This is a genomic window from Microbacterium kyungheense (assembly GCF_006783905.1).
Lineage (GTDB): Bacteria > Actinomycetota > Actinomycetes > Actinomycetales > Microbacteriaceae > Microbacterium > Microbacterium kyungheense.
Genome location: NZ_VFPE01000002.1, coordinates 1,167,047 through 1,193,196, shown reverse-complemented (window position 1 = coordinate 1,193,196; position 26,150 = coordinate 1,167,047). Strand labels below are relative to the sequence as shown.

Below are 26,150 nucleotides of genomic sequence, written 5' to 3'. Positions count from 1 at the left end.
GGCCATTCGGCCGCTTCTCACCATCGACGGAACGGACATCCGCTGTGCTCGCCGTGCACGACCTTGAGATCCGCGTGGGCGCCCGCGTACTGATGTCGGACGTCTCGTTCCGCGTGTCCGACGGCGACAAGATCGGGCTCGTCGGTCGCAACGGCGCCGGCAAGACCACGCTGACCAAGGTGCTCGCGGGCGACCTCATCCCCGCGGACGGCAAGGTCGAGCGTTCCGGAGAGCTGGGTTACCTGCCGCAGGACCCGCGATCCGGCGACCCCGAGATGCTGGCACGCACCCGCATCCTCGACGCGCGCGGGCTGGGCTCGCTCGCGATCGGCATGCACGAGGCATCCCTCGCGATGGCTTCGGACAATGTGGATGCCGCGGCCCGCGCCATGCGCAAATACGCGAACCTCACCGAGCGCTTCGAGGCGCTGGGCGGCTACGCGGCCGAGGCCGAGGCGGCCTCGATCGCGCACAACCTGTCGCTGCCGGACCGCATCCTCGATCAGCCGCTCAAGACGTTGTCGGGCGGTCAGCGGCGTCGCATCGAGCTCGCGCGCATCCTGTTCTCGGACGCGCAGACGATGATCCTCGACGAGCCCACCAACCACCTCGACGCCGACAGCGTCGTGTGGCTGCGCGAGTTCCTCAAGGGGTACAAGGGCGGGCTCATCGTGATCTCGCACGACGTCGAGCTCGTCGGCGAGACGGTGAACCGCGTGTTCTACCTCGACGCGAACCGACAGGTCATCGACGTCTACAACATGAACTGGAAGAACTACCTGCGTCAGCGGGTTGCCGACGAGGAGCGCCGCAAGAAGGAGCGCGCCAACGTCGAGAAGAAGGCCACCGTCCTGCAGCAGCAGGCCGCGCGGTTCGGCGCCAAGGCCTCGAAGGCCGCCGCCGCGCACCAGATGGTCGCGCGGGCTGAGAAGATGCTCGCGGGCCTCGACGAGGTCCGTCAGGAGGAGCGGGTCGCGAAGCTGCGCTTCCCGAAGCCCGCACCGTGCGGCAAGACGCCGCTCATGGCGTCGGGCCTGTCGAAGTCGTACGGCTCGCTGGAGATCTTCACCGACGTCGACCTCGCGATCGACCGCGGTTCGAAGGTGGTCGTGCTCGGCCTCAACGGCGCGGGCAAGACGACCCTGCTGCGCATCCTCGCCGGCGTCGACCAGCCCGACACCGGTCAGCTCGAACCCGGCCACGGCCTCAAGATCGGCTACTACGCGCAGGAGCACGAGAACCTCGACGTCGACCGGTCGGTGCTCGAGAACATGATGTCGGCGGCGCCCGACATCAACGCCACCGAGGCGCGCAAGGTGCTCGGCTCGTTCCTGTTCACCGGCGATGACGTGCTCAAGCCCGCCGGCGTGCTCTCCGGCGGCGAAAAGACGCGCCTGTCGCTCGCGACGCTCGTCGTCTCCAGCGCCAACATGCTCCTGCTCGACGAGCCCACGAACAACCTCGACCCGGCTTCGCGCGACGAGATCCTCGGCGCGCTCGCGCACTACGAGGGTGCCGTCGTGCTCGTCTCCCACGACGAGGGCGCCGTCGAGGCGCTCAACCCCGAGCGCGTGCTCATCCTGCCGGACGGCGTCGAAGACATCTGGGGCCGCGACTACGCCGAGCTCATCTCGCTCGCGTAGGCGGCCGGCGGCGCCGGGGTCAGCGACCCGCGGCGTCGATCAGCGCGTCCTCGTCCTCGGCGTCGCGGTCGCGACGGCGACGGGATGCCGGGCGCCCGGCCGGCGCGGCATCCGCGGGCGCCGCGGGACCGAGCTCGTCATCTGCGTCCTCGGCGTCCTCGCGGCGGTGCTTGCGCTCGGTGCGGATGACGTAGCCGATGAAGACGAAGCCCATGATCGCGAACATGATCCACTGGATCGCGTACGACAGATGGGGGCCGGGGTCGTCCGACGGCGATTCCAGCGCGTTCGGCACGGTCGCCGGGGCCGGATCCTCGGTCACCACGACGCCGTACGCGCTGCGTTCCAGGGCAGTGCCCGCATCGGACGAGATCGTGTCGGCGACGAGATCGAGGTTGATCGTCGGGACCTGGCCCTCCGGCGCCGAGCGTCCCGACGAGGGGAGGGCCTCACCCGGGCGCAGCCGCACCACGACGGTCGCCTCGCCCGACGGCGGAGCGGGCACGGCATCCGGTTCCGGCTGGTCGTCGCCGGGCGGCACCCAGCCCCGGTCGACGAGCAGGATCCGCCCGTCGTCAAGGCGGAACGGCACGAGGACCTCGAACGCGGACGTGCCGCCGTGCGGTCGGTTGCGCGCCAGCAGCTGGTCGTCGGCGAGGTACTCGCCCGTCAGCGTGACGGGACGCCACTCGTCCTGGGGGTCGAGTTCACCGCCTGCCGGGATCGCCGCGGCCAGCGGCACGGGGTCGGCGTCGTAGTTCTGCGCGACGAGGGCGAGCTGATGCGAGCGCTCTTCGTTGCGGGTGAACTGCCAGTGCGACAGGAACGCGCACGCGATGGCGAAAACCACGGCAAGCGCGATGTAGATCGCCCAGCGACCTGCGCGCGGCAGGTTCTGCATGCTCACGCCCCGGCTCATCGCGTGATCCCGGCGTCGGTGAGCGGAGCGACCTCGAGAGGGAAGTCGCGCGCCGCGAGGAACTCGCGCAGATAACCGACATGCTCGTCGCACGCCACCCACGTCTTGCGACGCTCCGCGGTGTGGATGCGGGGATTGCGCCAGTCGATACGCCAGCGAGCGCTCTGGCGGCAACCGGCCCGTGAGCAGGTGGCGTCGACCTCGTCGCTCATGCGGTGGCGTCCGGCGCGTCGGGGGCATCCGTGCCGGCGGCAGGTGCCGGACGGGCAGGTGGCGCGTCGCCGGGTCGCGCGTCGCCGGGGGTCGCGTCGCCGGTGCCCGTTGGAGCGGGGCGGCGGGTCTCTTCGATCCGGATCACCCGGCTCTCGGCCGGGGCGCCGGGCAGGGGCGCCGACGGGGCGGCCGGCAGCGACGGCTCGGGGTCCTCACGACGGTTGCTGCGCGCCTCCTGGCCGACGTTCGCCGACACCACGGCGATGTAGGGGAGGAAGATCGCGGCCGCTCCGAACACCCACGTGTACCAGCCGTACGGGGTGATGACCACCATGAGGATGAAGCACGCGATGCGCACGCCCATCATCACGAGATAACGCGTCGAACGCGCGCCGACGTCGTCGCGCGGTGCGCGCGGCAGGGACGTGGCCGAAGGGGCGTGGCTGGAGTTCTTCACGGTGCTTCCAGGGTACGCCGGTTACACGGCGCGGTCGCCCCGGGAACGGGCCCCGGGGCGACCGCGAGCGTCGCGTCAGGACGAGTAGTTCCCCGTCGACGAGTACATCGCGAAGCTGAACATGAAGAACAGGATCATCGCGACGATGCCGAGAACGGTGAGGCCCAGACCGACCCAGCCGACGATCGTTCCGGCCAGCGCCATGCCGCGGCCCTGCTCACCGCTCGTCTTCAGCTGCTTCAGCGACATGTGGCCGGTGATGACGCCGACGATCGAGCCGATGAACGGCAGGATGACGAAGCTCGAGATGGACGCGATGAGCGACACGATCGCGAGCGTGTTCGTCTTGGCGGGCGCGCCGTAGCCGTAGCCGGGCGCGGAGCCGTACGTCGGTGCGGCGCCGTACGCCGGAGCCGAGCCGTACGGCGCGGGCGTCGCGGAGGAGCCGTAGGCCGGCGGAGGGTAAGCGCCGGGCTGCGCCGGAGGCGGGTATGCGGCGGGCTGAGCGGCCGGCGGCGCCTGGGGTGCGGGCTGCGGTGCGGGAGCCGCGGGCGGGTAGGCGCCCGGCTGCGCGGCGGGCGGTGCCGGCGGCACGGGCGGGTACGCACCCGGTTCGGGCGCGGGAGTGGGGGCGGTGTCGCTCACGGCGATGCCTTTCGTCGGTGTCTCGGTCCAGCGTCCCAGCGGCGCGCAGGGGTGTCAAACACGTCGGGGGAGCGGCGCTGCCCGCCGCTAGGCTGGTGCGGTTCCGTCGTAGACCCCCGGGAGAGTGCCATGTCCACCGATCGCGTCGTCCTCGTCACCGGAGGTAACCGCGGCATCGGCCGTGCGATCGCCGAGCGCTTCGTCTCGGCCGGCTACAAGGTCGCCGTGACCGCCCGCTCCGGCGAGGGTCCCGAAGGCACCCTCACCGTTCGCGCGGACGTGACGGATGCCGCAGCCGTCGACGCGGCCTTCACCGAGGTCGAGAACACGCTCGGGCCGGTCGAGATCGTCGTCGCCAACGCAGGCATCACGAAGGACACGCTGCTGCTGCGCATGACCGAGGACGACTTCGACAGCGTCGTGTCGACCAATCTGGGCGGCGCGTTCCGCGTGGTCAAGCGTGCCTCCAAGGGCATGCTGCGCGCGAAGTGGGGGCGCGTGATCCTCATCTCCAGCGTCGTCGGCCTGTACGGATCGCCGGGTCAGATCAACTACGCTGCGTCCAAGAGCGCGCTGGTCGGATTCGCCCGCTCGCTCACGCGCGAGCTCGGCGGGCGCGGCATCACGGCGAACGTCGTGGCGCCCGGCTTCATCGAGACCGACATGACGGCAGAGCTGTCGGACGAGACCCAGGCCGAGTACAAGAAGAGCATTCCTGCCGGCCGCTACGGTTCGGCCGACGAGGTCGCCGGCGTCGTGACGTGGATCGCGTCCGACGACGCGGCCTACATCTCGGGCGCCGTCATCCCCGTCGACGGCGGTCTCGGCATGGGTCACTGACCCCGCACGTCGTCAGCCGATCGCCTGCAGGATCGCCTCGGCCACCGCGCCGGGTCGGGAGAACTGCGGCCAGTGGCCCGTCGGATCGCCGGGAGCCCCGAGCTCGATGACGCCGAGCTGCTCGATGGCGGCGAGCTCGGCGGCCCACTCCGGCGCACTCTGAACGATCTCGCGGATCTGCGCGGCAGGCACGGTGCCGGTGATGATCGTGGCGGGCACCGACCGGCGGCGTTCGTCCGACAGTCGGATGGGGTCGGTCGGCACGCGCTCGGGGACCGGCTTCGCTCGGGCCGCGGCGTCCGCCCTCGTCTGCGGGTCGAGGTCGGCGACATCCGAGTCGTCGAAGAAGTCCCACCCCGGGAACGGCACCACGCCGTCGACGATCGGGAACTCCGAGATCGTGCCTCCTTCGGCAGGCGGCCACGTGTCGAGGAGTACGAGGTGGGCGATGCGGTCGGGCCGGGCATCGACCGCACCGTAGGCGACGTTGCCGCCCCCGGAATGCCCGACGAGCGCGATCTGCCCGTCGAGGGCGTCGATCTCGGCGACCGTGGCGGCTACCCATTCGGCCATCCCGATGCCGGTGGAGTCGGCGGCGGACGCCCCGACCCCGGGCAGCGTGAGCGCGTGCGTGCGGTGGCCGGCTGCCTCGAGGGCGGGGGCGACGTCGCCCCAGGACGACGCGTCGAGCCACAGGCCCGGGACGAGGATGATGTGCATGCTCCCGAGGCTAGCGGCGGGCGCCGACACTCGCGGGTCGGGTCAGGGCAGCAGCGGGATGACCTCGCGCAGGTCGACGGGGCCGACCACGACATCGGCCTGCGCGCGCACGGCGGGCTTGGCGTTGAAGGCGACGCCGAGACCGGCCTCGGCCATCATCAGGAGATCGTTGGCGCCGTCGCCGATGGCGACGGTGCGCGTGAGGCCGACGCCGCGCTCGGACGCCCATTCGCGCAGGGCGACCGCCTTGCCGGCGGCATCCACGATCCCGCCGTCGACGACCCCGGTGAGCACGCCGTCCGCGGTCGCGAGGCGGTTGGCGCGCCACACGTCGATGCCGAGGTCCGGCGCCACGGTGTCGAGGATCTCGTGGAACCCGCCCGACACGACGCCGACCGCACCGCCGCGTGCGTGCACGGCGTCGATCAGCTCCCGCACCCCGGGGGTGGGCTCGATGCGCGCCAGCACCCGGGCGAATGCCGTCACCGGCACTCCCGCTAGCGCCTCCACGCGCGAGCGCAGGCTCGTCGCGAAGTCGACCTCGCCGCGCATCGCCGCCTCGGTCGCTGCGGCCACCTCGGGTCCGCGGCCGGCTTCGTCGGCGATCAGCTCGATCACCTCGTTGCGGATCAGCGTGGAGTCGGCATCGAGCACGACGAGGAAGCGGGCGGGCGCGACGGGCATGCCTCCCACGCTAGCCGCAGGCGCCGGGCGCTCCGGACCGGATGACGGCCGTCAGCGCTCGACGCGGACGCCCTTGCCCACGACGGTGATGCCGGTGTCGGTGACGGTGAAGCCCCGCGCGAGGTCCTTCTCGCGGTCGACGCCGACGGTCGCGCCGTCGTCGAGCACGACGTTCTTGTCGAGGATCGCCCGGTGCACGCGGGCGCCGGCGCCGACGTGGACGTAGTCGAACAGCACCGAGTCGGTGATGGTCGAGCCTCCGCCGGCGAGCGTCCACGGGCCGACGACGCTGCGCTCCAGGTGCGTCCCCGACAGGACCGAGCCGAGCGACACGATCGAGTCGATCGCGTTGCCGATGCGTCCGACCGAATCGCGCACGAACTTGGCCGGCGGCGAGTTGACCGCCTGCGAGTGGATGGGCCAGTCGGTGTTGTACAGGTTGAACACCGGCAGCGTCGAGATGAGGTCGCGGTGCGCGTCGAAGAACGAGTCGATCGTCCCCACGTCGCGCCAGTAGTAGCGGTCGCGGTCCGTCGAGCCGGGGACGTCGTTGCGGTTCATGTCGTATACGCCCGCCTCGCCGCGCGAGACGAAGTACGGCACGATGTCGCCGCCCATGTCGTGGTTCGACGTCGGCACCTCGCCGTCGGACTCGACCGCCTCGATGAGCGCGTCGGTGTCGAAGATGTAGTTGCCCATCGAGGCGAGCACCTGGTCGGGCGCGTCCGCCAGGCCGACCGGGCTCTGCGGCTTCTCGAGGAACTCGCGGATGCGACCCGGGTCCGCAGGGTCCACGTCGATCACGCCGAACTGGTTCGCGAGCGAGATGGGCTGACGGATGCCGGCGACCGTGGCCCGTGCACCGGAATCGATGTGCGCGGCCAGCATCTGGCGGAAGTCCATGCGGTAGACGTGGTCGGCGCCGATCACGACGACGATGTCGGGCTTCTCGTCGGTGATGAGGTTGAGGCTCTGCAGGATGGCGTCCGCCGAACCCGAGAACCACCGCTTGCCCAGCCGCTGCTGGGCGGGGACGGATGCCACGTACGAATCGAGCAGGGCCGACATGCGCCAGGTCTGGGAGATGTGGCGGTCGAGGCTGTGCGACTTGTACTGCGTCAGCACCACGACCTGCCTGAGCCCCGAGTTGATGAGGTTCGAGATCGCGAAGTCGATGAGCCGGTACTGGCCCCCGAAGGGGACGGCGGGCTTCGCTCGATCCGCAGTCAGGGGCATCAACCGCTTGCCCTCGCCGCCGGCGAGGATGATTCCGAAGACCTTGGGCGCTGCTGGCATGGGACCCACACTAGGACGCGTTCCGACCGATGTACTAGCGTTCGAGCATGCGAGTCGACATCGTCACGAAGGAGTACCCGCCGGAGATCTACGGGGGCGCCGGAGTCCATGTCACGGAGCTGGTGAAGGCGCTGCGCACCGAGCTCGACGTGCGTGTCCGGGCGTTCGGCGCGGAGCGCTCCGAAGAGGGCACCTCGTCGTATGCGGTGCCCGTCGAGCTCGCCTCGGCCAATGCCGCCGTGCAGACCCTCGGCACGGACCTCGAGATCGTCTCGGACGTGGCGGGCGCCGACGTGGTGCACAGCCACACCTGGTACGCGAACTTCGCCGGGCACCTGGCATCCCTGCTCCACGGCATCCCGCACATCGTGACCGCCCACAGCCTCGAGCCGCTGCGCCCGTGGAAGGCCGAACAGCTCGGCGGCGGCTACGCGGTGTCGAGCTGGATCGAGAAGACCGCCTACGAGGGCGCGGCCGCCGTCGTCGCCGTCAGCAACGGCATGCGCGACGACATCCTGCGCAGCTACCCGGCGCTGGACCCCGACCGGGTGCGTGTCATCTACAACGGCATCGACGTCGAGGCGTGGCATCCCGTCGAGGACCCCGCCCTCCTCGCCGAGCTCGGGATCGATCCCGCCAAGCCCTCTGTCGTCTTCGTCGGCCGGATCACGCGCCAGAAGGGGCTGCCCTACTTCCTGCGCGCCGCGGAACGGCTCCCGGCCGACGTGCAGGTGATCCTCGCCGCCGGCGCCCCGGACACCCCGCAGATCATGGCGGAGGTCGAAGACCTCGTACGCGGGCTGCAGGCCAGCCGCGACGGCGTCGTGTGGCTCGATCGCATGCTGTCGCGCCACGAGCTCTGCACGATCCTGAGCGCGGCCACCACCTTCGTGTGCCCGTCCGTGTACGAGCCCCTCGGCATCGTGAACCTCGAGGCCATGGCGTGCGGCGCCGCCGTGGTCGGCACCGCGACCGGCGGCATCCCCGAGGTCGTCGTCGACGGCGTCACGGGCCGCATCGTCCCGATCGAGCAGGTGCAGGACGGCACGGGCACGCCCATCGACCCCGAGCGCTTCGTGTCGGATCTCGCCCGCGTCCTCACCGAGGTGGTCAGCGATCCCGAGCGCGCACGGGAGTACGGCAGCGCCGGCAGGCGGCGGGCGACGGACGACTTCAGCTGGCAGCGCATCGCCGAGCAGACCGCAGCGCTGTACGCGGAGGTGGCCGCCGGCGGCCGGTAGGCTGGGAGCATGCCCCAGGTGCTCGAATTCTCCGACGTCGTCGTCCGCCGAAACGCACGCAACATCGTCGACCACCTGGACTGGACCATCAACGACGACGAGCGATGGGTCGTGCTCGGGCCGAACGGCGCCGGCAAGACCACCGTCCTGCAGATGGCCGACACGCTGCTGCACCCGACCTCCGGCGTCGTCACGATCCTGGGCGAGCGCCTGGGCCGCACCGACGTGTTCGAACTGCGTCCCCGCATCGGATTCGCGTCGTCGGCGATGGCGCGCCGCGTGCCGCCCGAAGAGACCGTGCTCAACGTGGTGCTCACCGCCGCGTACTCGGTGCTCGGCCGCTGGCGCGAGGACTACGAAGACATCGACGAGCGCCGCGCGCTGCGCGTGCTGGCCGAGTGGAAGCTCGACCACCTCGCCGACCGGACGTTCGGCACGCTGTCGGACGGCGAGCAGAAGCGCGTCCAGATCGCGCGCGCGGTCATGACGGATCCCGAGCTGCTGCTGCTGGACGAGCCGACCGCGAGCCTGGATCTCGGCGCCCGTGAGGAGCTGCTCGTCCTGCTCGGCGGCTATGCGTCGGCGCCGACGACGCCCGCGATGATCATGGTCACCCACCACGTCGAAGAGATCCCGGTCGGGTTCACCCACGTGCTGCTGCTGCGCGACGGCCGGGCCGTGGCGTCCGGGCCCATCCGCGACACCCTCACCGGCGATGCGCTCACCGAGACCTTCGGGGTGCCGATCCGGCTCACCGAGGACGGCGGCCGGTACGCGGCACGAGCCGCGCACTGATCCCTGGTAGACTGGATCCTTGGTGCGTGCACACGCGTGCGCGCGCTCAAGACTTTGACCGCCCTGGCAAAATCCAGGGCACCATCCTCAAAGGACCATCATGAAGACTGACATCCACCCGGACTACCAGGCCGTCGTGTTCCGTGACCTCGGCTCGGGCGAGACCTTCCTCACCCGCTCGACGGTGACCAGCGACAAGACGATCGAGCTCGACGGCGTCGAGTACCCCGTCATCGACGTCGAGATCTCGTCGGCCTCGCACCCGTTCTACACGGGCAAGCAGCGCATCATGGACTCGGCCGGTCGTGTCGAGAAGTTCAACCAGCGCTTCAAGAACTTCGGCGGCGCTTCCAAGTAAGGCGCTCCCGCTTCGAAGGCCCCGCACATCGTGCGGGGCCTTCTGCGTTTCGGGGACAGCCGGCGTCAGCGGATGGGCCAGCGACCGTCGAGTCGGTCGTCGGGGTCGAGCCGCCCGATCTGGATGAAATAGTCGGTGAGGCTCGCCGCCTGGGCCCGCGCCCACGCGATCTGACGCGTGTGGAGCTCGTCGGCCGTGTCGGGCATCCACGGGGCGAAGCGGTCGGCGAGGGCCTGCGCCACACGCCCGGCCGCGACGGCGTCCGCCGACGCCTCGTGCGCGGCGTCCAGCCGCACTGCGTAGTGCGCGGCGACGACTTCGAGGGTGCGCTTGCCTTTGCGCCAGCGGTCGTAGGCCTTGTCGACCACGAGCGGGTCGATGACCGGCGACGGGTTCTCGATGGGCGCGATGCCGTGTCGCAGCGACTCGTACTTGAGCAGCGAGAAGTCGAACGGCGCGTTGTACGCGACGACGGGGATGCCGGCGTCCAGCAGTCCGCGGACCGCCTCGACCGCCTCGGCCACCACGTCGCGCGCCGGCCGGCCGTTCGCGCGCGCGTGCGCGGTGGTGATGCCATGGATCGCGCTCGCGCCCTCGGGGATCTCGACACCTGGGTCGGCGAGCCAGTCGCGTGCTCGCAGAGCCCGGCCGGAGGCGTCCAGCAGGCCCACGTGTGCCGTCACGATGCGGTCGGTCGTGACGTCGACGCCCGTCGTCTCCAGATCGAACACGCCCACCAGACGCACCCAGTCCGGCACGTCCCACAGCGACAGCTGGTCGGCGCGGGACGTGCTCATGCCGCTCACGGTATGCGCGGGTTCCGACATCTTCGCGGAGGCGCTCCGCGGCGGACGCCGGTGCACCCGGGCCATGCGGCCGCCGGAACGTAGACTCGAGACGTGACCGCGCCCAACCCCTACGCCGCCCTGCTCGACGAGATCCCGGTCGAGCGGCGCGAGGTCGAGGTGCTGGGCGGCGCGACCGCCTATTGGGTGTACGGCCCGGCCGACGCGGAGAGCACGATCATCGCGGTGCACGGATTCCGCGGCGAGCACCACGGCCTCGAGCCGGTCGTCGCCCACCTCCCCGGCGTGCGCGTGATCTCGCCCGACCTGCCGGGGTTCGGCGAGACCGCTCCGGTTCCGGGGCGCACCCACGACCTCGAGCTCTATGCGCAGTGGCTCGCCGCCTTCGCCGCCGCGGTCGCGCCCGGCGCCGTCATCCTCGGGCACTCCTTCGGGTCGATCGTCGTGTCGGCCGCGGTGGCACGTGGACTCCCGACGCCGCGCGTGATCCTCGTGAACCCCATCGGCGCCCCCGCGCTGGAGGGGCCGCGCGGGATCCTCACGCGGCTCGCGGTGTTCTACTACTGGGCGGGCGCGAAGCTCCCGAAGGGGCTCGGCGAGACGCTGCTGCGCAACGGGCTCATCGTGCGGGTGATGAGCATCTCGATGGCCAAGACCAGGGACCCCGGCATCCGTCGGTTCGTCCACGACCAGCACGACACGTACTTCTCACGCTTCGCCGACCGCGACGTGCTGCACGACGCGTTCGTCGCGTCGGTGTCGCACGACGTGAGGGAGGCCGCGCCGCGCATCGCGCAGCCGACGCTGCTGGTGGCCGCGCAGCGCGACGACATCACGCCGATCGAGGCGGAGCGCACACTCGCGACGCTGTTCCCGGACGCGGAGCTCGTCGAGATCCCGGACGTGGGGCATCTCATCCACTACGAGACGCCGGCCGCCGCGGCAGACGCGATCACCCGCTTTCTCGCGCCTTCCGCCGCCGATACGCGTTGACGTTCATGCGGTTGCCGCAGTTGCCCGAGTCGCAGTAGCGCTTCGAGCCGTTCTTCGAATAGTCGACGTACACGCCCTCGCAGTCGTCGGCCGAGCAGATGCGGACGCGGTCGTACTCGTCGGCGCGGATCACGTCGACGAACGCCATGGCGGCCTCGACGAGGATGCGGGTCGCCAGGGGAGCGTCGTCGCTCGTGGCGTGCACGTGCCAGTCGTAGCCGTCGTGGATCACCAGGCGGGGGAGTGCCCTCCCGTCGCGGAGCAGTTCGTTCACGAGGGGCACGGCGCCTTCGCGGTCGACCTCCCACAGCTCGTGCAGTCGCGGGCGGATCGCGCGGATGGCCGCGAGCTCGGTCTCATCGCGCCGGATCACGCCCGTGTACGGGTTCACCTGCAGGTAGTCGTCGAACTGCTCCAGGGTCGTGAGCGTGTCGTCCCCGTCGTAGCCGGGCATCGTGTTGACGAGGTAGGCGGCCGCGCGCAGGCTCTGCTGCGTGTCATGAATGAAAACCACGTTGACTCCTGACAAACCGATCGCTACTGTCACCAGTGTAAGCACCTTTCACCCCTGACAGTCGGATGCCGCCCATGACCGCCTCCACCGCGTCCGTTCCCGTCATCCCGACGAGGCCCGCATCCTCCTCCACGGCGCGCCTGCGCACGACGGGACTGCTCATGGGTGTCGCCTCCGCCCTCGCGTTCTCGTCCAGCGGCCCGTTCGTGAAGCCCCTGCTCGAGGCCGGCTGGTCGCTCGGCGCCGCCCTGCTCGTGCGCATGGGGGTGGCCGGGCTCATCCTCTCGCCGGCGCTCGTGCGTGCCATGGTGCGGCAGCGCGGCTTCCTGCGTCGCCACTACAAGCTCATCGTCGCGTTCGGCCTGATGCCGGTGCTCGGGTGCCAGCTGTTCTTCTTCTCGGCGATGCAGCGGATGCCGGTCGCCGTGGCCCTGCTGATCCAGTACCTCGCACCCGTCATGCTGGTGGCGGCGGTGTGGGTGCGCACCCGTAAGCGGCCGTCGGCACTGGTGCTGTGGGGCTCGGCCGTCGCGATGCTCGGCCTCGTGCTGGTCGTCGACATCTCCGGCGCGTCGTTCGATCTGCTGGGGACGCTGCTCGCCCTGGCGGCCGCCGTGTGCGTGTGCGCGTACTTCGTCATCTCCGAGCGCGCCGGCGACGACCTGCCACCGCTCGCGCTGGCGGCCAGCGGCCTGCTGACGGGAGCGCTCGCGATGGGCGTGCTGTGCCTGACCGGAATCCTCCCGTTCCAGGCGCCGGCCGTGACCGTCGTGCTCGCCGGAACCGCCGTGCCATGGTGGATGCCGCTCCTCTGGGTCGCCGCCGTGGCGACGACCCTCGGCTACGCGCTGGGCGTGATGGCGGTTCCGCGCATCGGCTCGCGCGTCGCGTCGTTCGTCGGTCTCTCGGAGGTGCTGTTCGCGCTCATGTTCGCGTGGATCTTCCTCGCCGAGGTGCCGGCGCCGATCCAGTTCGCGGGCGGCGCGCTCATCCTCGTGGGCGTCGTGCTCGTGCGCGCCGACGCCTCGTCGACGACCGCCCCGAAGGGGACCGCGGCTACGGTTCCCGCCGCGCCAGCTCCATGAGCGGCGTCACGCGGTGGGCGATGACCTCGCCCATCACGAGCGAGGTCTCGGTGCGCTCGACGCCCTCGATCGCGAGGATGCGCGCGTCGGTGTCGAACAGGTGCTGCGTGTCGCGGCAGGCGACGCGCACCAGCAGATCGACCTGACCCGACAGGCCGTGCGCCTGGACGACCTCGGGCACGCGCGCGAGTTCCACGGCGATGCGGGGGAGTTCGGCCTGCCGCACGATGACGCTGATGAACGCCTCGATGGGGAACCCGAGCGAGGCCGACGAGATGGCCCGCTCGTACGACAGGAAGACGCCCGTGCGCTCCAGTCGCGCCATGCGGGCCTGGACGGTGTTGCGCGACAGGCCGAGCCGCTCGGCGAGCGCGACGACGGTCGCGCGGGGGTCTGCCGACAGGGCTGCCAGCAGCTCCAGGTCGACGTGATCGAGGGCACTCATAGTGCGAAACGTTAGCACGGTCATCGGGGTGTGAAGTTGTCAACATGCTCAAGCCGAGCCCGAATGCTTGAGCGAGGTGCGACCTCGACGTAGCCTCGAGCTGTCGGCGAAGAGGCCGGCGCGCACACGAGGCGGCTCCTCACAAGGGGGCCCGCAACGAGGAGTGATGACGATGACGCACACCCTGACCCCCACGGCGGATCTCGGCACCGATATCGAGGATGTCGCCCGCCTGCTCACCCCCGACGGCGAGCGCATCGCCGACCCCGAGCTCGACCGGTGGATCGCCGACGTCGACGCGGCGGCGCTGCGGTCCCTGTACCGCGACATGGTCCTGCTCCGGCGGATCGACGTCGAAGGCGTCGCCCTGCAACGGCAGGGGCAGCTCGGGCTGTGGCCCCCGTGCCAGGGGCAGGAGGCCACGCAGATCGGCACCGCGCGCGCCCTGCGCGCCGACGACTTCGCCTTCCCCAGCTACCGCGAGACGGGCGTCGTGTACGCACGCGGCGGCAAGCCCTCGGACTTCGTGCTCGCCTGGCGCGGCGAGGAGCACTCCACCTACGACCCGTACGAGCTGAACACCGCGACCCAGCAGATCATCATCGGCGCGCAGACGCTGCACGCCGTCGGGTACGCGATGGGCATCCAGCGCGACGGCACGGACCAGGCCTCGGTCGCATACTTCGGCGACGGCGCGTCCAGCCAGGGCGACGTCAACGAGGCGATGGTCTTCGCCTCGTCGTTCAGCGCGCCGGTGGTGTTCGTGTGCACCAACAACCAGTGGGCGATCTCGGAGCCGGTGGCCCTGCAGGCGAAGGCGCCGATCGCCGGTCGCGCGCCGGGGTTCGGCATCCCGAGCATGCGCGTCGACGGCAACGACGTGCTGGCCTGCCTCGCGGCGATGCGCTGGGCGCTGGACCACGCCCGCAGCGGCAAGGGACCCGCGTTCATCGAGGCGGTGACGTACCGCATGGGCCCGCACACGACGTCGGACGACCCCACGCGCTACCGCGACAAGGACGAGGTCGAGACCTGGCGCCGCCGCGACCCGATCGCCCGCGTCGAGGCTCTGCTGCGCTCGCGCGGCGAGTTCGACGAGGCATTCGCCGCGAGCGTCGAGGCGGACGCCGACGCGCTGGCCGCCTCGGTCCGCGAGGCGGCGATGAGCGCCACGACGCGCGCGCCGTTGACGGTCTTCGACGACGTCTACGCCGAGCCGCACTCGGGCATCGACGAGCAGCGCGAGTGGTTCGGCGCGTACCTCGACGGCTTCGCGCCCGCTCAGGAGGCGTGACATGGTGCAGCTCACGATGGCCAAGGCCATCAACGAAGGCCTGCGCCGGGCGATGGCGGACGACGACAAGGTCCTCATCATGGGCGAGGACATCGGCAAGCTCGGCGGCGTGTTCCGCATCACCGACGGCCTGCAGTCGCAGTTCGGCGCGCAGCGTGTGATCGACACCCCGCTGGCCGAGGCGGGGATCATGGGCACCGCCGTCGGCCTCGCGTTCCGCGGCTACCGACCCGTGGTCGAGATCCAGTTCGACGGCTTCGTGTACCCGGCGTTCGACCAGATCGTGTGCCAGGTGGCCAAGCTCCACTACCGCACGCGGGGCAACGTCACGATGCCCATCACGATCCGCATCCCGTGGGCGGGCGGTGTCGGCGCTGCCGAGCACCACTCCGAGTCGCCCGAGGCGTACTTCGTGCACACGTCGGGGCTGCGCGTCGTCGCCGTGTCGAACCCGCAGGACGCCTACGTGATGCTGCGCCAGGCGATCGCCTCGAACGATCCCGTCGTGTACTTCGAGCCCAAGCGGCTCTACCACTCCAAGGGCGAGGTCGACCTCGACCTGCAGCTGGCGGACGCGCCCCCGATGGGCCTCGCGCGTGTGGCGCGCCCCGGTACCGACGTGACGCTGCTCACCTACGGCGCGCAGGTGGGGACCGCGATGGATGCCGCCACCGCCGCCGAGGACGACGGCGTGTCGATCGAGGTCATCGACCTGCGCTCGATCTCGCCCGTCGACTACCGCACCGTCACCGCGTCGGTGCGCAAGACCGGACGCGTCGTGGTGACGCACGAGGCGGCGCGTGAGGCCGGCGTCGGGGCGGAGCTCGTCGCGAGCGTCACCGAGCGCTGCTTCAACTACCTCGAAGCGGCTCCGCAGCGCGTCACCGGTCACGACATCCCGTACCCGCCCGCGAAGCTCGAGAAGCACCATCTGCCCGACCTCGACCGGATCCTCGACGCCGTCGACCGCGTCATGGACAGGCCGAACAGCCTCTCGGGGGTGGCGGACCGATGACACAGGACTTCCGGCTGCCCGACCTCGGCGAAGGCCTTCCCGAGGCGGAGCTCGTGCAGTGGCTCGTCGCCGTCGGCGACACGGTCGCCCTCAATCAGACGATCGCCGAGGTCGAGACCGCCAAGGCCGTCGTCGAGCTGCCGTCGCCGCACGCGGGCACCGTGACGGCGCTCCACGCCGGGGCGGGCGACGTCATCGAGGTGGGCTCGGTGCTGATCACCTTCGACACGGGGGGAGAGGTTGCCGCACCGCCGGCGCCCGCGGCGGAGGCGCCCGCGGCCCCTGCCGAGGCCGAGCGCGCCGAGCCGAACCTCGTCGGCTACGGCGCCGCCCCCCGCGGGGCGGGCCGACCGCAACGGCGCGCACGCGTCGCGGGACCGGCACGTGTGCTGAGCGAGGCACGAGACGAAGCATCCACCCGCTCCGACACCGCCGTGCTCGAGGCGGCGCCGCACGACGCGATCCCCGCCGACGCGATGGACGTCGTCGAGGCGCCCGTGGAGCGCCCGCGGTCGACACCGCCGGTGCGGGCGCTCGCGAAGCAGCTGGGCATCGATCTGGCGCTCGTCGAGGCCACCGGAGCGTCGGGCGTCATCACGCGGGCCGATGTCGAGGCGTACGCCGAGCGCGTCGGAGTCGCCGCCGCCCCGGCGGCAGCGCCGGCCGAGGCCGCCGGCATCCCCGATACCGCCGAGGCGCTCGCGCCCGAGCGTGGGCCGGGGGAGCGCACCACCCGGACGCCCATCCGCGGAGTGCGGCGCATGACCGCGGACGCGATGGTGCGCAGCGCCTTCACGGCGCCGCACGTCACGACGTTCCTCACCGTCGATGTCACCGCCACCAGCGAGCTGATCGCGTCCCTCAAGGCCGACCGCGCGCTGCAGGACCACCGCATCGGGGTGATGGCCGTCGCCGCCAAGGCGGTGTGCCTCGCCCTCGGGCGCCACCCCGCGCTCAATTCGAAGTGGGACGACGAGGCGGGCGAGATCGTCGAGCACCACTACGTCAACCTCGGGATCGCTGCGGCCACCGGGCGCGGGCTGGTGGTGCCCAACATCCGCGACGCGCAGGAGCTGACGCTCGTCGAGCTCGCCGATGCGATCCGGGCGCTCGCCGAGACGGCGCGCGCAGGCAAGACGGCGCCGGCCGACATGATGGGCGGCACGTTCTCGATCACGAACGTCGGGGTGTTCGGCGTGGACGCCGGCACACCGATCATCAACCCGGGGGAGGCGGGCATCCTCGCGCTCGGCGCGGTCCGGCGCCAGCCGTGGGAGCACCGCGGCGAGATCGCGCTGCGCGACGTCATGACGCTCGCGCTGTCGTTCGATCATCGACTGGTGGACGGCGAGCAGGGGGCGCGGTTCATGGTCGAGGTCGCCGACGTGCTGCGCGAGCCGGGGAGGGCGATGCTGCTGCGCTAGCTGTACTGCTCATCGTGCAGCGTCGACGATCGGCCGGTCCTGCGGGGCCGGCCGATCAGCGCTTCTTGGGGTAGAACAGCCCGAGGCCCTTCGCCTGCAGGATGCGGTACGCGTCGGCGTACGTCTGCGGGTCCTCGCCGTCTGCGCTGCCGTACTTCGCGATCAGCAGCCCGAGCAGCCCCTTTCCCGGAGGGCTCAGCGGCATGTCGCGGTGTGGGCCGTTCTTGAGGTCGGTGCGCTCATCCTCCGCGGTGTTCGGCGGCACGTACTGCGGATGCACCAGCGGCCAGGCGGACGGGTCACGCGGGGCGCTCAGGTTGACGACCGAGTACAGGTCGCGCGCTTCGGCGTCGCGCCTCGTGAGCGGCTCGAGCCCGTGGCGCCGGGCGAGGGTCGCCATGAGCGAACCGTGGTGCATCTCGTCGTGGACGATCGTGCCCGCCTTCGTGTACGCCGACACTGCGATCGCCGGCACCCGCACGCCGAGTCGGTCGAACGCGAAGCCCATCTCTCCCGCGGGGGCGTCCTCCTCGGGAGGGGTGGCCGCAGGCGGAGCGACGTGGTCGTACGTGCCGCCGTGCTCGTCGAACGTGATGAGCAGCAGTGTGTTGACTGCGTTCGAGCCGTCCGGCGTGGCGCTCGTGCGGATCGCGTCGTACACCTCGGCCACGAGCTTCTCGCCGGCGCGGACGTCGGAGATCGCAGAGTCGATGACGGGCTCGCCCCCGACATCGCTCTCGCGGAGCACCCCCACCGGCGGGTGGAAATCGTTGTGGTTGTACACCAGCCGCGGTTCGATGAACGCGTACGCGGGCAGGGTCCCGTTCTTCGCGTCCTCGTAGAACTCCGACATGTACACGAAGTGGTCGGTGCGCCAGTACCGCTCCAGGCTCGGCGAGTGCAGGATGCCGGTGAGCGAGACCAGCTGCAGCTCGTCGAAGTACACCTTCCACGACAGTCCCGCCGCCTCGAGACGGTCGAAGACGGTGGGCGAGGCATCCGCGTCGAGCCACTTCCGGTAGCCGCCGCCATCGTGGTTGGTGACGAATCCGTGCGATGTGGAGGCGTGGAAGAACGAGCGGTTGCAGTACGTCTGGGACGGCACCGCGCAGTGCCACGCGTCGAAGACCGCGAACTGCTGCGCCAGCGTCGACAGCACGGGCAGCTGCGCGGGCGAGAAGCCGCCCATGATGCGCGAGACGTCGTCCAGGCTCGGCTCGCTGCCGCGCCGCAGCCGGAGCAGGTTGTTGCGGTAGTCCGTCGCGAACCCGTCCATCGTCGGTGTCGCGGCGGCCCGTGGCGCATTGAACGGCGCCCTCATGTCGGCGATCTCGGCCGTCGCGTTGTCGGGCGGGTCGACCAGACCGAACAGCTGCGTGTTGACGTGCGGGTACTCCTCGCCCGGATCCGGGTCGGGACTGCCCATGATGACGTCGGTGGAGCCCTCGTAGACATGTGCCGGGATGCGCTCGCCGGAGGGCGCGGTGTTGGCGTGATCGCCGAACTCCAGCCCTTCGAACCTCTCGCCGACGGGCAGCGTCTCGGGCGTGTAGAGCCGACCGAGCAGATTGTCGAACGACCGGTTCTCGCCCATCAGCACGACGATGTGATCGAACCCGGGCTCGGATCGCGGCGGGACGGTGGCCAGGTCGGCCGAGCCCTCGCGGACGCCGAGCTCGTGACCGATCGTCGCCCCGGCGGTCGCCCCGATGGCGCCGCCGACCACGGCCCCCGCGGTCGCGATGCCGCCGAGCTTGAGGAAGTCGCGGCGCGACGCATCGTCGAGCTGCGGCGCCGCCTCGGGGCGCACGACGGAGGGCGGCTCGCCGTGCTCCGCCGGCGCCGTGTCGTCTTCGTGGCTCGCCCCCGCCATCGCGTTCAGACTAGGGGGTCACGGCGCCGGGAGCTCTCAGGCGGTCAGCGCGGCGCGGGCCATCGAATGCAGGATGCCGCGCACGTCGGAGTCGGCGGACCGTGACCGCGCGACCCGTACGGTGTGCGGCGTGGAGTTGATGAGGCCGAAGCACGCGTGCGCGCGCACGCGCAGCTCGTCGTCGTCGCGGTGCGGGTGCAGCGCCGACAGGATGCCGATCCACACCTCGACGTACTCGCGCTGCAGGCGTCGCACGGTGTGACGATCCTCGTCGCTGAGGCTCGCCATGTCCCGGTCCTGGACGCGGATGACGTCGGCGTCGCGCAGCGCGAATGCCACGTGGAACGCGATCAGGGCGTCCAGCTGCGCGTCGGCGCCGTCGTGCGTCGAGACCACCGTCCGTCCGCCCGCGAGCAGCCGCTCGCTCACCTCGACGAGGATCGCGCCCAGCAGCGCCTGCTTGCCGGCGAAGTGGCGGTACAGCGCGGGGCCGCTGATGCCGACGGCGCCGCCGATGTCCTCCAGGCTGACGCCGCTGAACCCGCGCTCGGCGAACAGCGCAGCCGCCTGCTGCAGGATCGCGGCGTGGCGGTCGGCCTTCGCGCGGTTGCGGTCGGTGACACCGTTTGTCATCTGTGCTCCGGGTGATGAGGGCTTGCGATTTCAGTTAATGCTCGCTAACCTAAACCTCAGTTAGTGAACACTAACCAATCGAGCCGCGCCCCGACAAGAACCCCGTTGACAGGTGTGACCCGATCGTGACGTCGACGAGGATGACACGGAGCGCAGAGCCATGAGCGTGCTGACCACCCGAGCGGTGCCCGACGACGCCTTCGCCCGCGCCGATCAGGCTCAGCGCGCGCTCGCCGAGGACCTCCGCGAGCGTCTGGCCACGGCGTCGCTCGGCGGCCCGCCCGCGTCGCGCGAGCGCCACCTCGCGCGTGGCAAGCTGCTTCCCAGAGACCGCGTGTCGCGCCTGCTCGACGAGGGGAGCCCGTTCGTCGAGGTCGCCCCGCTCGCGGCCGAGGGACTGTACGGGGGCGAGGCGCCCGCGGCCGGCGTCATCGCGGGCATCGGGCTCGTGCACGGACGCCACGTGATGGTCGTCTGCAACGACGCGACCGTCAAGGGCGGCACGTACTACCCGATGACGGTCAAGAAGCACCTGCGGGCGCAGGAGATCGCGCTGGAGAACCGGCTGCCCTGCATCTACCTCGTCGACTCGGGCGGCGCGTTCCTGCCGATGCAGGACGACGTGTTCCCCGACCGCGACCACTTCGGCCGCATCTTCTTCAACCAGGCCAGGCTCTCGGCCGCCGGCATCCCGCAGATCGCCGCGGTGCTCGGCTCGTGCACCGCCGGCGGCGCCTACGTGCCCGCGATGAGCGACGAGACCGTGATCGTCCGCAACCAGGGCACCATCTTCCTGGGCGGCCCGCCCCTGGTGAAGGCCGCGATCGGCGAGGTCGTGACGGCGGAGGAGCTCGGCGGCGGAGAGCTGCACGCGCGCCGCTCCGGCGTCGTCGACCATCTCGCCGAGGACGACGAGCACGCGCTGGAGATCGTGCGCGACATCGTCGCGACGCTGCCGCCGCCCGCCGCGCCGGCATGGGAGGTCGTGCCGACGGTCGATCCGGTCGCGGATCCGGGGGAGCTGTACGGCATCGTGCCCGTCGATGTGAACCAGCCCTACGACGTCCGCGAGGTCATCGCGCGCCTCGTCGACGGCAGCGAGCTGCACGAGTTCAAGCGCGAGTACGGGACGACGCTCGTCACCGGGTTCGCGCGCATCCACGGGCATCCGGTCGGGATCGTCGCGAACAACGGCGTGCTGTTCGGGGAATCGGCCCTCAAGGGCGCGCACTTCATCGAGCTGTGCGACCAGCGCGGCATCCCGCTGCTGTTCCTGCAGAACATCTCGGGCTTCATGGTCGGCCGCGACGCCGAGGCGGGCGGCATCGCGAAGGACGGCGCCAAGATGGTCACCGCCGTCGCGACGACGCGGGTGCCGAAGCTCACCGTCGTCATCGGCGGCTCGTTCGGCGCCGGCAACTACTCGATGTGCGGAAGGGCGTATTCGCCCCGCTTCCTGTGGACGTGGCCGGCCTCGCGCATCTCGGTGATGGGCGGGCCGCAGGCCGCGTCGGTGCTGTCGACGGTCAAGCGCGACCAGCTCCAGGCGCGCGGCGAGCAGTGGTCCGCCGACGAGCAGTCCGCCTTCGAGGCCCCGATCCGCGCCCAGTACGAAGAACAGGGCAACCCCTACTACGCCACGGCGCGGCTGTGGGACGACGGCATCGTCGACCCGCTCGATACGCGGGACCTCCTGGGCCTGGCCCTGGACGTCGTGTCGCGCACGCCGCTGCCCGAACCCCGCTTCGGCGTCTTCCGGATGTGACAGCCATGACCTCTCCGTTCTCCGAGCCCTCTCCGTTCTCTGAGCCCGCCCCGGTCCCTGAGCCCGTCGAAGGGTTCCAGATCGTCCTCGTCGCCAACCGGGGCGAGATCGCGCGCCGCGTGATCCGCACGCTCCGGCGTCTGGGCATCCGTTCGGTCGCCGTCTACAGCGACGCCGACGCCGCGGCGCCCCACGTGCGCGAGGCGGACGTCGCGGTGCGCATCGGGCCGGCCGCGGCCGCGCAGTCCTACCTCGACATCGACGCGGTGATCGCCGCTGCCGTCCAGACCGGCGCACAGGCCGTGCACCCGGGCTACGGGTTCCTGTCCGAGAACGTGACGTTCGCGCGCGCGTGCGCCGCCGCCGGCATCGTCTTCATCGGGCCGGGGGAGCGCGCGCTGGAGGTCATGGGCGACAAGATCCGGGCGAAGGATCACGTCGCCGCCCACGGTGTGCCGACGGTTCCGGGCTTCAGCGCGGCCGGGATGACGGATGCCGACATCGCGGCGTCGGCCGGCGCCACGGGCTTTCCGCTTCTGGTGAAGCCGTCGGCGGGAGGCGGCGGCAAGGGCATGCAGGTCGTGCGCAGCGCCGCCGACCTGCCCGACGCGCTCGCCACCGCGCGCCGCGTCGCAGCGGCGGCCTTCGGCGACGACACGATGCTGCTCGAGCGGCTCATCGAGCGTCCGCGGCACATCGAGGTGCAGGTGCTCGCCGACGCTCACGGCGGCGTCATCCATCTCGGAGAGCGCGAGTGCACGCTGCAGCGGCGGCACCAGAAGGTCATCGAAGAGGCACCGTCGCCCGTCCTCGACGCCGAGACGCGCGCGCGCCTGGGCGCCGCCGCGTGTGCGGCGGCGGCATCCGTCGACTATCGCGGCGCCGGCACCGTCGAGTTCCTCGTCGCCGCCGACCGACCCGACGAGTTCTTCTTCATCGAGATGAACACGCGCCTGCAGGTCGAGCATCCGGTGACCGAGCTCGTGACCGGTGTGGATCTCGTCGAGCAGCAGCTGCGCATCGCCGCCGGGGAGCCCCTCGCGATCGCGCAGGACGACGTGCACCTGGACGGTCACGCGATCGAGGCGCGCGTCTACGCCGAATCGCCCGAGCGCGGCTTCCTGCCCGCGACAGGCGGCGTGCTGCTCTGGCGGGCGGCGCCCGGCGTCCGCACCGACGGCGCGGTCGAGACCGGGAGCGTCGTCACCGCCGACTACGACCCGATGATCGCCAAGGTCATCGCCCACGCGCCCGACCGCGCGGCGGCGCTGCGCCGGCTCGACGCCGCGCTCGCCGACACCGTGGTGCTGGGCGTCGACACCAACATCGGCTTCCTGCGCACGCTGCTCGCCGATCCCGGCGTGCAGCGCGGTGACATGGACACCGGCCTCATCGAGCGGCTGCCCGCGTACACCGCGCCAGAACCGCCCGCGGCCGCCCTCGCCGCTGCCGCACGCCGGGAGGCGGATCGGGATGCCGCCGCCGCCGCCGCCCGTCCGTCCCACGCGTCGGCCCTGTGGTCCGCGCGCTCGGGGTGGCGTGCCGGTGGGCCGGCGGTCGCCGCCACGGCGTCGTTCGAGACCGGCGACGGGCGCATCCACGCCGCGGCGCCGGGGGAGCACGCGCACGTGCCTGCCGCCGACGTCACGACCGCGAGCTCCGACGACGGGTTGCTCTGGATCCACGCCGACGGCGTCACCACCGCCCTGCGTCCGCTCAGCCGCCGCGTCGCCGCCGAGAAGCGCCGGGCCGCGCGGGAGCGGGAGGCTGCGGCATCCGATCCCGAGCTGCGCGCCCCGATGCCGGGAGCCGTCGTCGCGGTCCACGTGTCCGACGGGGCCGAGGTCGCCGCCGGCGACCGCATCGCGACGATCGAGGCCATGAAGATGGAGCACCCCGTGGCCGCGCCGCACGCGGGGATCGTGCGGATCGACGTCGCCGTGGGCGACCAGGTGCGGCGCGACCAGGTGCTCGCACACGTGAAGGAGAACGACTGATGCCCGACTACGACTACGACGTCACCGACGACGAGCGGGAGCTCGCGGGCCTGGTGCGCCAGTTCGCCGACGAGGTCGTCGCCCCGCGATCGTACGAGGCCGACCGCACCCATACGCTGCCGCTGGACGTCGTGGCGCAGATGGGCGAGCTCGGCCTGTTCGGCCTGCCCTTCCCCGAGGAGTACGGCGGGCAGGGAGGCGACTACTTCGCCCTGTGTCTCGCGATCGAGGCGCTCGGCCGTGTCGACCAGTCCCTGGCGATCACACTGGAGGCCGGAGTGAGCCTGGGCGCCATGCCCGTGTTCCGCTTCGGCACCGAGGAGCAGAAGCAGGAGCTGCTGCCCCCGCTCCTGGCCGGGGAGGCGCTCGCCGGGTTCGGGCTCACCGAGCCCGAGGCCGGCTCCGACGCCGGCGCCACGCGCACGACCGCCCGCCTGGACGCCGGGGAGTGGGTCATCAACGGGTCGAAGCAGTTCATCACCAACTCCGGGACCGACATCACGCGGTTCGTCACCGTGACGGCGGTGACCGGTGAGGCCGATGGGCGCAAAGAGATCTCGACGATCGTCGTGCCCAACGGCACCGCGGGCTTCACCGTGGAGCCGGCGTATGACAAGGTCGGCTGGCACGCGTCCGACACCCACCCGCTGACTTTCCAGGACGTACGCGTTCCGGAGGGGAACCTCCTCGGCGAGCGCGGGCGCGGGTTCGCGAACTTCCTCCACATCCTCGACGAGGGACGCATCGCCATCGCGGCGCTGTCGACCGGCGCGGCGGAGGGATGCCTCGAAGCCGCCGTCGACTACGCGTGCAAGCGCACGGTGTTCGGCGAACCGCTCGCGACCCGGCAGGGCATCCAGTTCCTGCTCGCCCGCATGCAGCAGCGCGTGCACGTCGCGCGCCTCGCCTGGCATCACGCCGCACGCCTGCGTGATGCGGGCAAGCCGTTCAAGACGCAGGCGGCCATCGCGAAGCTCACCGCGAGCGACGCCGCGATGGACAACGCCCGCGACGCGACGCAGGTCTTCGGCGGCAACGGCTTCATGAACGAGTACCCGGTCGCACGACACTACCGCGACTCGAAGATCCTGGAGATCGGCGAGGGCACGAGCGAGGTGCAGCTGCTCGTCATCGCGCGGGCCCTCGGGGTAGCGTGACACCGTGACCGAGCCAGACAGCGCGAGCAGCCCCGACCGCGGCGGAGGCATCGTCCAGCGCGGGCTCTACTACGACGAGCTCGAGGTGGGCGCCCGCTACCTGCATCGTCCCGGCCGCACGGCCACCGAGGCCGACAACGTCCTGTTCTCGTCGCTGACGATGAACACGCAGGCGCTGCATCTGGACGCGGCCTTCGCCGCCGGTCAGCCGTTCGGCCGGCGCCTCATGAACTCGATGTGGACGCTCGCCACGATGGTCGGGGCCTCCGTGTCGCAGATCACGCAGGGCACGCTCGTCGCCCAGCTGGGCCTCACCGACATCTCGTTCCCCGCCCCGCTGTTCCACGGCGACACGCTCTACACCGAGACCCAGGTCACCGACAAGCGGCTGTCGGCCTCGCGACCCGGCCAGGGCATCGTGACGCTGCGCCACACCGGGCGCAACCAGGACGGCGACGTCGTCGCGCTCGCCACTCGCACCGCGCTGATGTGGTGCGCCCCCGCCTCTGCCGAAGGAGAGACCCCATGAGCTTCGACCTCGGACCCGCGCTGCTGTTCTGCCCCGCCGATCGGCCCGAGCGGTACGCGAAGGCGATGGAGAGGGCGGATGCCGTCATACTCGACCTCGAGGATGCCGTGGCGCCCGCGCACAAGTCCGCGGCACGGGGTCACCTCATCGAGTCCGAGCTCGATCCCGATCGCGTCATCGTCCGGGTGAATCCGCCCGAGACCGACGCGTTCGCGGCCGACCTGTCGACGCTGTCGCAGACCGACTACCGGCGCATCATGGTCGCCAAGGCGCAGTCGCCGAAGCGGATCGGGCGTCTCGACGCGCGCTTCGAGGTGGTGGCGCTGTGCGAGACCGCAAAGGGCGTCGCGCAGGCCGACCGCATCGCCGCCCTCGACAACGTGGTCGCGCTCATGTGGGGCGCCGAGGATCTCGTGGCCTCACTCGGCGGCACGTCCAGCCGCAAGCCCAACGGCCGGTACCGCGACATCGCCCGGTACGCGCGGTCGCGCGTGCTCCTAGCCGCGGGCGCCCGTGGCAAGGCCGCGATCGACGCCGTGCATCTCGACATCGACGACACGAAGCGCCTGGCCGTCGAGGCGGCGGATGCCGCGGCATCCGGGTTCCGCGCCACCGCGTGCATCCATCCGTCGCAGGTGCCGGTGATCCGCGCCGCCTACCGGCCGGATGAGAAGTCGGTGTCGTGGGCGCGCGCGGTGCTCGCCGCCGCCGCGGGGGAGCGGGGCGTGTTCTCGTACGACGGCGTGATGGTCGACGAGCCGGTGCTGCGCCACGCGCGGCGCGTGCTGTCCCGCGCGAGCGGCTGAACC

At 71.3% G+C, this 26,150-nt stretch carries 27 protein-coding genes; 15 read left to right on the top strand and 12 right to left on the bottom strand.

Annotation, left to right across the window (positions count from 1 at the left end):
- Positions 1-44 precede the first annotated feature (44 nt).
- Positions 45-1,643, top strand: a complete 1,599-nt coding sequence (locus FB391_RS12405) for an ABC-F family ATP-binding cassette domain-containing protein (RefSeq protein WP_141894654.1) — start codon at positions 45-47, stop codon at positions 1,641-1,643.
- Positions 1,644-1,662: 19 nt separating this feature from the next.
- Here FB391_RS12405 and FB391_RS12400 read toward each other — a convergent pair whose 3' ends face one another.
- From FB391_RS12400 to FB391_RS12385, 4 genes are all read right to left on the bottom strand, one after another.
- Positions 1,663-2,544, bottom strand: a complete 882-nt coding sequence (locus tag FB391_RS12400; RefSeq protein ID WP_141894754.1) for an SURF1 family cytochrome oxidase biogenesis protein — start codon at positions 2,542-2,544, stop codon at positions 1,663-1,665.
- 14 nt (positions 2,545-2,558) lie between these two features.
- Positions 2,559-2,774 (bottom strand): hypothetical protein, encoded by a 216-nt coding sequence (locus FB391_RS12395; protein ID WP_141894653.1) that lies wholly within the window; start codon positions 2,772-2,774, stop codon positions 2,559-2,561.
- Entirely contained in the window at positions 2,771-3,232 is a 462-nt protein-coding gene (locus tag FB391_RS12390) for a DUF3099 domain-containing protein (RefSeq protein WP_246093478.1), read from the bottom strand. The genes FB391_RS12395 and FB391_RS12390 overlap by 4 nt, the downstream gene beginning before the upstream one ends.
- A gap of 75 nt (positions 3,233-3,307) precedes the next feature.
- The gene (locus tag FB391_RS12385) at positions 3,308-3,877 is read right to left on the bottom strand and encodes a DUF4190 domain-containing protein (RefSeq protein ID WP_141894652.1); all 570 of its coding nucleotides are present in this window, start codon (positions 3,875-3,877) and stop codon (positions 3,308-3,310) included.
- 129 nt (positions 3,878-4,006) lie between these two features.
- On the opposite strand from FB391_RS12385, the gene fabG reads away from it, so the two are divergent.
- Positions 4,007-4,717 carry a 3-oxoacyl-ACP reductase FabG gene (fabG, locus tag FB391_RS12380; protein ID WP_141894651.1) on the top strand — a complete coding sequence of 237 codons (711 nt, stop codon included), beginning with the start codon at positions 4,007-4,009 and terminating at the stop codon, positions 4,715-4,717.
- A gap of 12 nt (positions 4,718-4,729) precedes the next feature.
- Here fabG and FB391_RS12375 read toward each other — a convergent pair whose 3' ends face one another.
- The 3 genes from FB391_RS12375 to FB391_RS12365 are packed head-to-tail and all read right to left on the bottom strand — an operon-like array spanning position 4,730 to position 7,417.
- Positions 4,730-5,437 carry an alpha/beta fold hydrolase gene (locus FB391_RS12375; RefSeq protein WP_141894650.1) on the bottom strand — a complete coding sequence of 236 codons (708 nt, stop codon included), beginning with the start codon at positions 5,435-5,437 and terminating at the stop codon, positions 4,730-4,732.
- Positions 5,438-5,479: 42 nt separating this feature from the next.
- The gene (gene serB / locus FB391_RS12370; RefSeq protein WP_141894649.1) at positions 5,480-6,121 is read right to left on the bottom strand and encodes a phosphoserine phosphatase SerB; all 642 of its coding nucleotides are present in this window, start codon (positions 6,119-6,121) and stop codon (positions 5,480-5,482) included.
- Positions 6,122-6,172: 51 nt separating this feature from the next.
- Positions 6,173-7,417, bottom strand: coding sequence for a glucose-1-phosphate adenylyltransferase (locus FB391_RS12365; protein ID WP_141894648.1), 1,245 nt, complete (start codon positions 7,415-7,417; stop codon positions 6,173-6,175).
- 47 nt (positions 7,418-7,464) lie between these two features.
- Here FB391_RS12365 and glgA point away from each other — a divergent pair, with 47 nt between their 5' ends.
- The 3 genes from glgA to FB391_RS12350 all read left to right on the top strand — a co-directional run bounded on the left by glgA (position 7,465) and on the right by FB391_RS12350 (position 9,811).
- Positions 7,465-8,658 (top strand): glycogen synthase, encoded by a 1,194-nt coding sequence (gene glgA / locus FB391_RS12360; RefSeq protein ID WP_141894647.1) that lies wholly within the window; start codon positions 7,465-7,467, stop codon positions 8,656-8,658.
- Positions 8,659-8,667: 9 nt separating this feature from the next.
- Positions 8,668-9,453: an ABC transporter ATP-binding protein gene (locus tag FB391_RS12355; RefSeq protein WP_141894646.1), complete on the top strand. Its 786-nt coding sequence runs from the start codon at positions 8,668-8,670 to the stop codon at positions 9,451-9,453.
- Positions 9,454-9,553: 100 nt separating this feature from the next.
- Positions 9,554-9,811: a type B 50S ribosomal protein L31 gene (locus FB391_RS12350; RefSeq protein ID WP_018170680.1), complete on the top strand. Its 258-nt coding sequence runs from the start codon at positions 9,554-9,556 to the stop codon at positions 9,809-9,811.
- 65 nt (positions 9,812-9,876) lie between these two features.
- Here the strand turns inward: FB391_RS12350 and FB391_RS12345 are convergent, their stop codons facing one another.
- Positions 9,877-10,608: a 3'-5' exonuclease gene (locus FB391_RS12345; RefSeq protein ID WP_246093477.1), complete on the bottom strand. Its 732-nt coding sequence runs from the start codon at positions 10,606-10,608 to the stop codon at positions 9,877-9,879.
- Between the two features lie 102 nt (positions 10,609-10,710).
- Here FB391_RS12345 and FB391_RS12340 point away from each other — a divergent pair, with 102 nt between their 5' ends.
- Positions 10,711-11,610 carry an alpha/beta fold hydrolase gene (locus tag FB391_RS12340; RefSeq protein ID WP_141894644.1) on the top strand — a complete coding sequence of 300 codons (900 nt, stop codon included), beginning with the start codon at positions 10,711-10,713 and terminating at the stop codon, positions 11,608-11,610.
- Here the strand turns inward: FB391_RS12340 and FB391_RS12335 are convergent.
- A complete protein-coding gene (locus FB391_RS12335) occupies positions 11,570-12,124 on the bottom strand; it encodes a CGNR zinc finger domain-containing protein (RefSeq protein WP_141894643.1) in 555 nt (184 codons plus the stop codon). The two genes, FB391_RS12340 and FB391_RS12335, sit on opposite strands and share 41 nt — an antisense overlap.
- 74 nt (positions 12,125-12,198) lie before the next feature.
- Here FB391_RS12335 and FB391_RS12330 point away from each other — a divergent pair, with 74 nt between their 5' ends.
- Entirely contained in the window at positions 12,199-13,209 is a 1,011-nt protein-coding gene (locus tag FB391_RS12330; RefSeq protein ID WP_141894642.1) for an EamA family transporter, read from the top strand.
- Here FB391_RS12330 and FB391_RS12325 read toward each other — a convergent pair.
- Positions 13,181-13,654: an Lrp/AsnC family transcriptional regulator gene (locus tag FB391_RS12325; protein WP_141894641.1), complete on the bottom strand. Its 474-nt coding sequence runs from the start codon at positions 13,652-13,654 to the stop codon at positions 13,181-13,183. The genes FB391_RS12330 and FB391_RS12325 overlap by 29 nt on opposite strands.
- Positions 13,655-13,820: 166 nt before the next feature.
- Between FB391_RS12325 and pdhA the strand changes: the two genes are divergently transcribed.
- The 3 genes from pdhA to FB391_RS12310 are packed head-to-tail and all read left to right on the top strand — an operon-like array spanning position 13,821 to position 17,387.
- A complete protein-coding gene (pdhA, locus tag FB391_RS12320) occupies positions 13,821-14,948 on the top strand; it encodes a pyruvate dehydrogenase (acetyl-transferring) E1 component subunit alpha (RefSeq protein WP_141894640.1) in 1,128 nt (375 codons plus the stop codon).
- 1 nt (position 14,949) lies between these two features.
- Positions 14,950-15,963 carry an alpha-ketoacid dehydrogenase subunit beta gene (locus FB391_RS12315; RefSeq protein WP_141894639.1) on the top strand — a complete coding sequence of 338 codons (1,014 nt, stop codon included), beginning with the start codon at positions 14,950-14,952 and terminating at the stop codon, positions 15,961-15,963.
- Entirely contained in the window at positions 15,960-17,387 is a 1,428-nt protein-coding gene (locus FB391_RS12310; protein WP_141894638.1) for a dihydrolipoamide acetyltransferase family protein, read from the top strand. Before FB391_RS12315 ends, FB391_RS12310 begins: the two co-directional genes overlap by 4 nt.
- Before the next feature lie 55 nt (positions 17,388-17,442).
- Here FB391_RS12310 and FB391_RS12305 read toward each other — a convergent pair whose 3' ends face one another.
- Both FB391_RS12305 and FB391_RS12300 read right to left on the bottom strand, forming a co-directional pair.
- Positions 17,443-19,260, bottom strand: a complete 1,818-nt coding sequence (locus FB391_RS12305; protein ID WP_141894637.1) for an alkaline phosphatase family protein — start codon at positions 19,258-19,260, stop codon at positions 17,443-17,445.
- A gap of 36 nt (positions 19,261-19,296) precedes the next feature.
- Complete coding sequence (locus FB391_RS12300; protein ID WP_141894636.1) at positions 19,297-19,893, bottom strand: SACE_7040 family transcriptional regulator; 597 nt, start codon at positions 19,891-19,893, stop codon at positions 19,297-19,299.
- A 160-nt stretch (positions 19,894-20,053) separates the two neighbouring features.
- On the opposite strand from FB391_RS12300, the gene FB391_RS12295 reads away from it, so the two are divergent.
- The 5 genes from FB391_RS12295 to FB391_RS12275 are packed head-to-tail and all read left to right on the top strand — an operon-like array spanning position 20,054 to position 26,147.
- Entirely contained in the window at positions 20,054-21,658 is a 1,605-nt protein-coding gene (locus tag FB391_RS12295; protein WP_141894635.1) for a carboxyl transferase domain-containing protein, read from the top strand.
- A gap of 5 nt (positions 21,659-21,663) precedes the next feature.
- Positions 21,664-23,655: an acetyl/propionyl/methylcrotonyl-CoA carboxylase subunit alpha gene (locus FB391_RS12290; protein WP_141894634.1), complete on the top strand. Its 1,992-nt coding sequence runs from the start codon at positions 21,664-21,666 to the stop codon at positions 23,653-23,655.
- Positions 23,655-24,812: an acyl-CoA dehydrogenase family protein gene (locus FB391_RS12285; protein ID WP_141894633.1), complete on the top strand. Its 1,158-nt coding sequence runs from the start codon at positions 23,655-23,657 to the stop codon at positions 24,810-24,812. The genes FB391_RS12290 and FB391_RS12285 overlap by 1 nt, the downstream gene beginning before the upstream one ends.
- Before the next feature lie 4 nt (positions 24,813-24,816).
- Positions 24,817-25,341, top strand: a complete 525-nt coding sequence (locus tag FB391_RS12280; RefSeq protein WP_141894632.1) for a MaoC family dehydratase — start codon at positions 24,817-24,819, stop codon at positions 25,339-25,341.
- Entirely contained in the window at positions 25,338-26,147 is an 810-nt protein-coding gene (locus tag FB391_RS12275) for an HpcH/HpaI aldolase/citrate lyase family protein (protein ID WP_141894631.1), read from the top strand. Before FB391_RS12280 ends, FB391_RS12275 begins: the two co-directional genes overlap by 4 nt.
- Positions 26,148-26,150 lie beyond the last annotated feature (3 nt).

Coding starts and splice junctions, on each gene's coding strand:
- FB391_RS12355 (WP_141894646.1), top strand. CDS start 8,668: ATGCCCCAGGTGCTCGAATTCTCCGACGTCGTCGTCCGCCGAAACGCA.
- fabG (WP_141894651.1), top strand. CDS start 4,007: ATGTCCACCGATCGCGTCGTCCTCGTCACCGGAGGTAACCGCGGCATC.
- FB391_RS12400 (WP_141894754.1), bottom strand. CDS start 2,544: ATGCAGAACCTGCCGCGCGCAGGTCGCTGGGCGATCTACATCGCGCTT.
- FB391_RS12310 (WP_141894638.1), top strand. CDS start 15,960: ATGACACAGGACTTCCGGCTGCCCGACCTCGGCGAAGGCCTTCCCGAG.
- FB391_RS12345 (WP_246093477.1), bottom strand. CDS start 10,608: ATGAGCACGTCCCGCGCCGACCAGCTGTCGCTGTGGGACGTGCCGGAC.
- FB391_RS12285 (WP_141894633.1), top strand. CDS start 23,655: ATGCCCGACTACGACTACGACGTCACCGACGACGAGCGGGAGCTCGCG.
- FB391_RS12350 (WP_018170680.1), top strand. CDS start 9,554: ATGAAGACTGACATCCACCCGGACTACCAGGCCGTCGTGTTCCGTGAC.
- glgA (WP_141894647.1), top strand. CDS start 7,465: ATGCGAGTCGACATCGTCACGAAGGAGTACCCGCCGGAGATCTACGGG.
- FB391_RS12325 (WP_141894641.1), bottom strand. CDS start 13,654: ATGAGTGCCCTCGATCACGTCGACCTGGAGCTGCTGGCAGCCCTGTCG.
- FB391_RS12300 (WP_141894636.1), bottom strand. CDS start 19,893: ATGACAAACGGTGTCACCGACCGCAACCGCGCGAAGGCCGACCGCCAC.
- FB391_RS12275 (WP_141894631.1), top strand. CDS start 25,338: ATGAGCTTCGACCTCGGACCCGCGCTGCTGTTCTGCCCCGCCGATCGG.
- FB391_RS12365 (WP_141894648.1), bottom strand. CDS start 7,417: ATGCCAGCAGCGCCCAAGGTCTTCGGAATCATCCTCGCCGGCGGCGAG.
- FB391_RS12295 (WP_141894635.1), top strand. CDS start 20,054: ATGAGCGTGCTGACCACCCGAGCGGTGCCCGACGACGCCTTCGCCCGC.
- FB391_RS12395 (WP_141894653.1), bottom strand. CDS start 2,774: ATGAGCGACGAGGTCGACGCCACCTGCTCACGGGCCGGTTGCCGCCAG.
- FB391_RS12375 (WP_141894650.1), bottom strand. CDS start 5,437: ATGCACATCATCCTCGTCCCGGGCCTGTGGCTCGACGCGTCGTCCTGG.
- FB391_RS12290 (WP_141894634.1), top strand. CDS start 21,664: ATGACCTCTCCGTTCTCCGAGCCCTCTCCGTTCTCTGAGCCCGCCCCG.
- FB391_RS12315 (WP_141894639.1), top strand. CDS start 14,950: ATGGTGCAGCTCACGATGGCCAAGGCCATCAACGAAGGCCTGCGCCGG.
- pdhA (WP_141894640.1), top strand. CDS start 13,821: ATGACGATGACGCACACCCTGACCCCCACGGCGGATCTCGGCACCGAT.
- FB391_RS12330 (WP_141894642.1), top strand. CDS start 12,199: ATGACCGCCTCCACCGCGTCCGTTCCCGTCATCCCGACGAGGCCCGCA.
- FB391_RS12305 (WP_141894637.1), bottom strand. CDS start 19,260: ATGGCGGGGGCGAGCCACGAAGACGACACGGCGCCGGCGGAGCACGGC.
- serB (WP_141894649.1), bottom strand. CDS start 6,121: ATGCCCGTCGCGCCCGCCCGCTTCCTCGTCGTGCTCGATGCCGACTCC.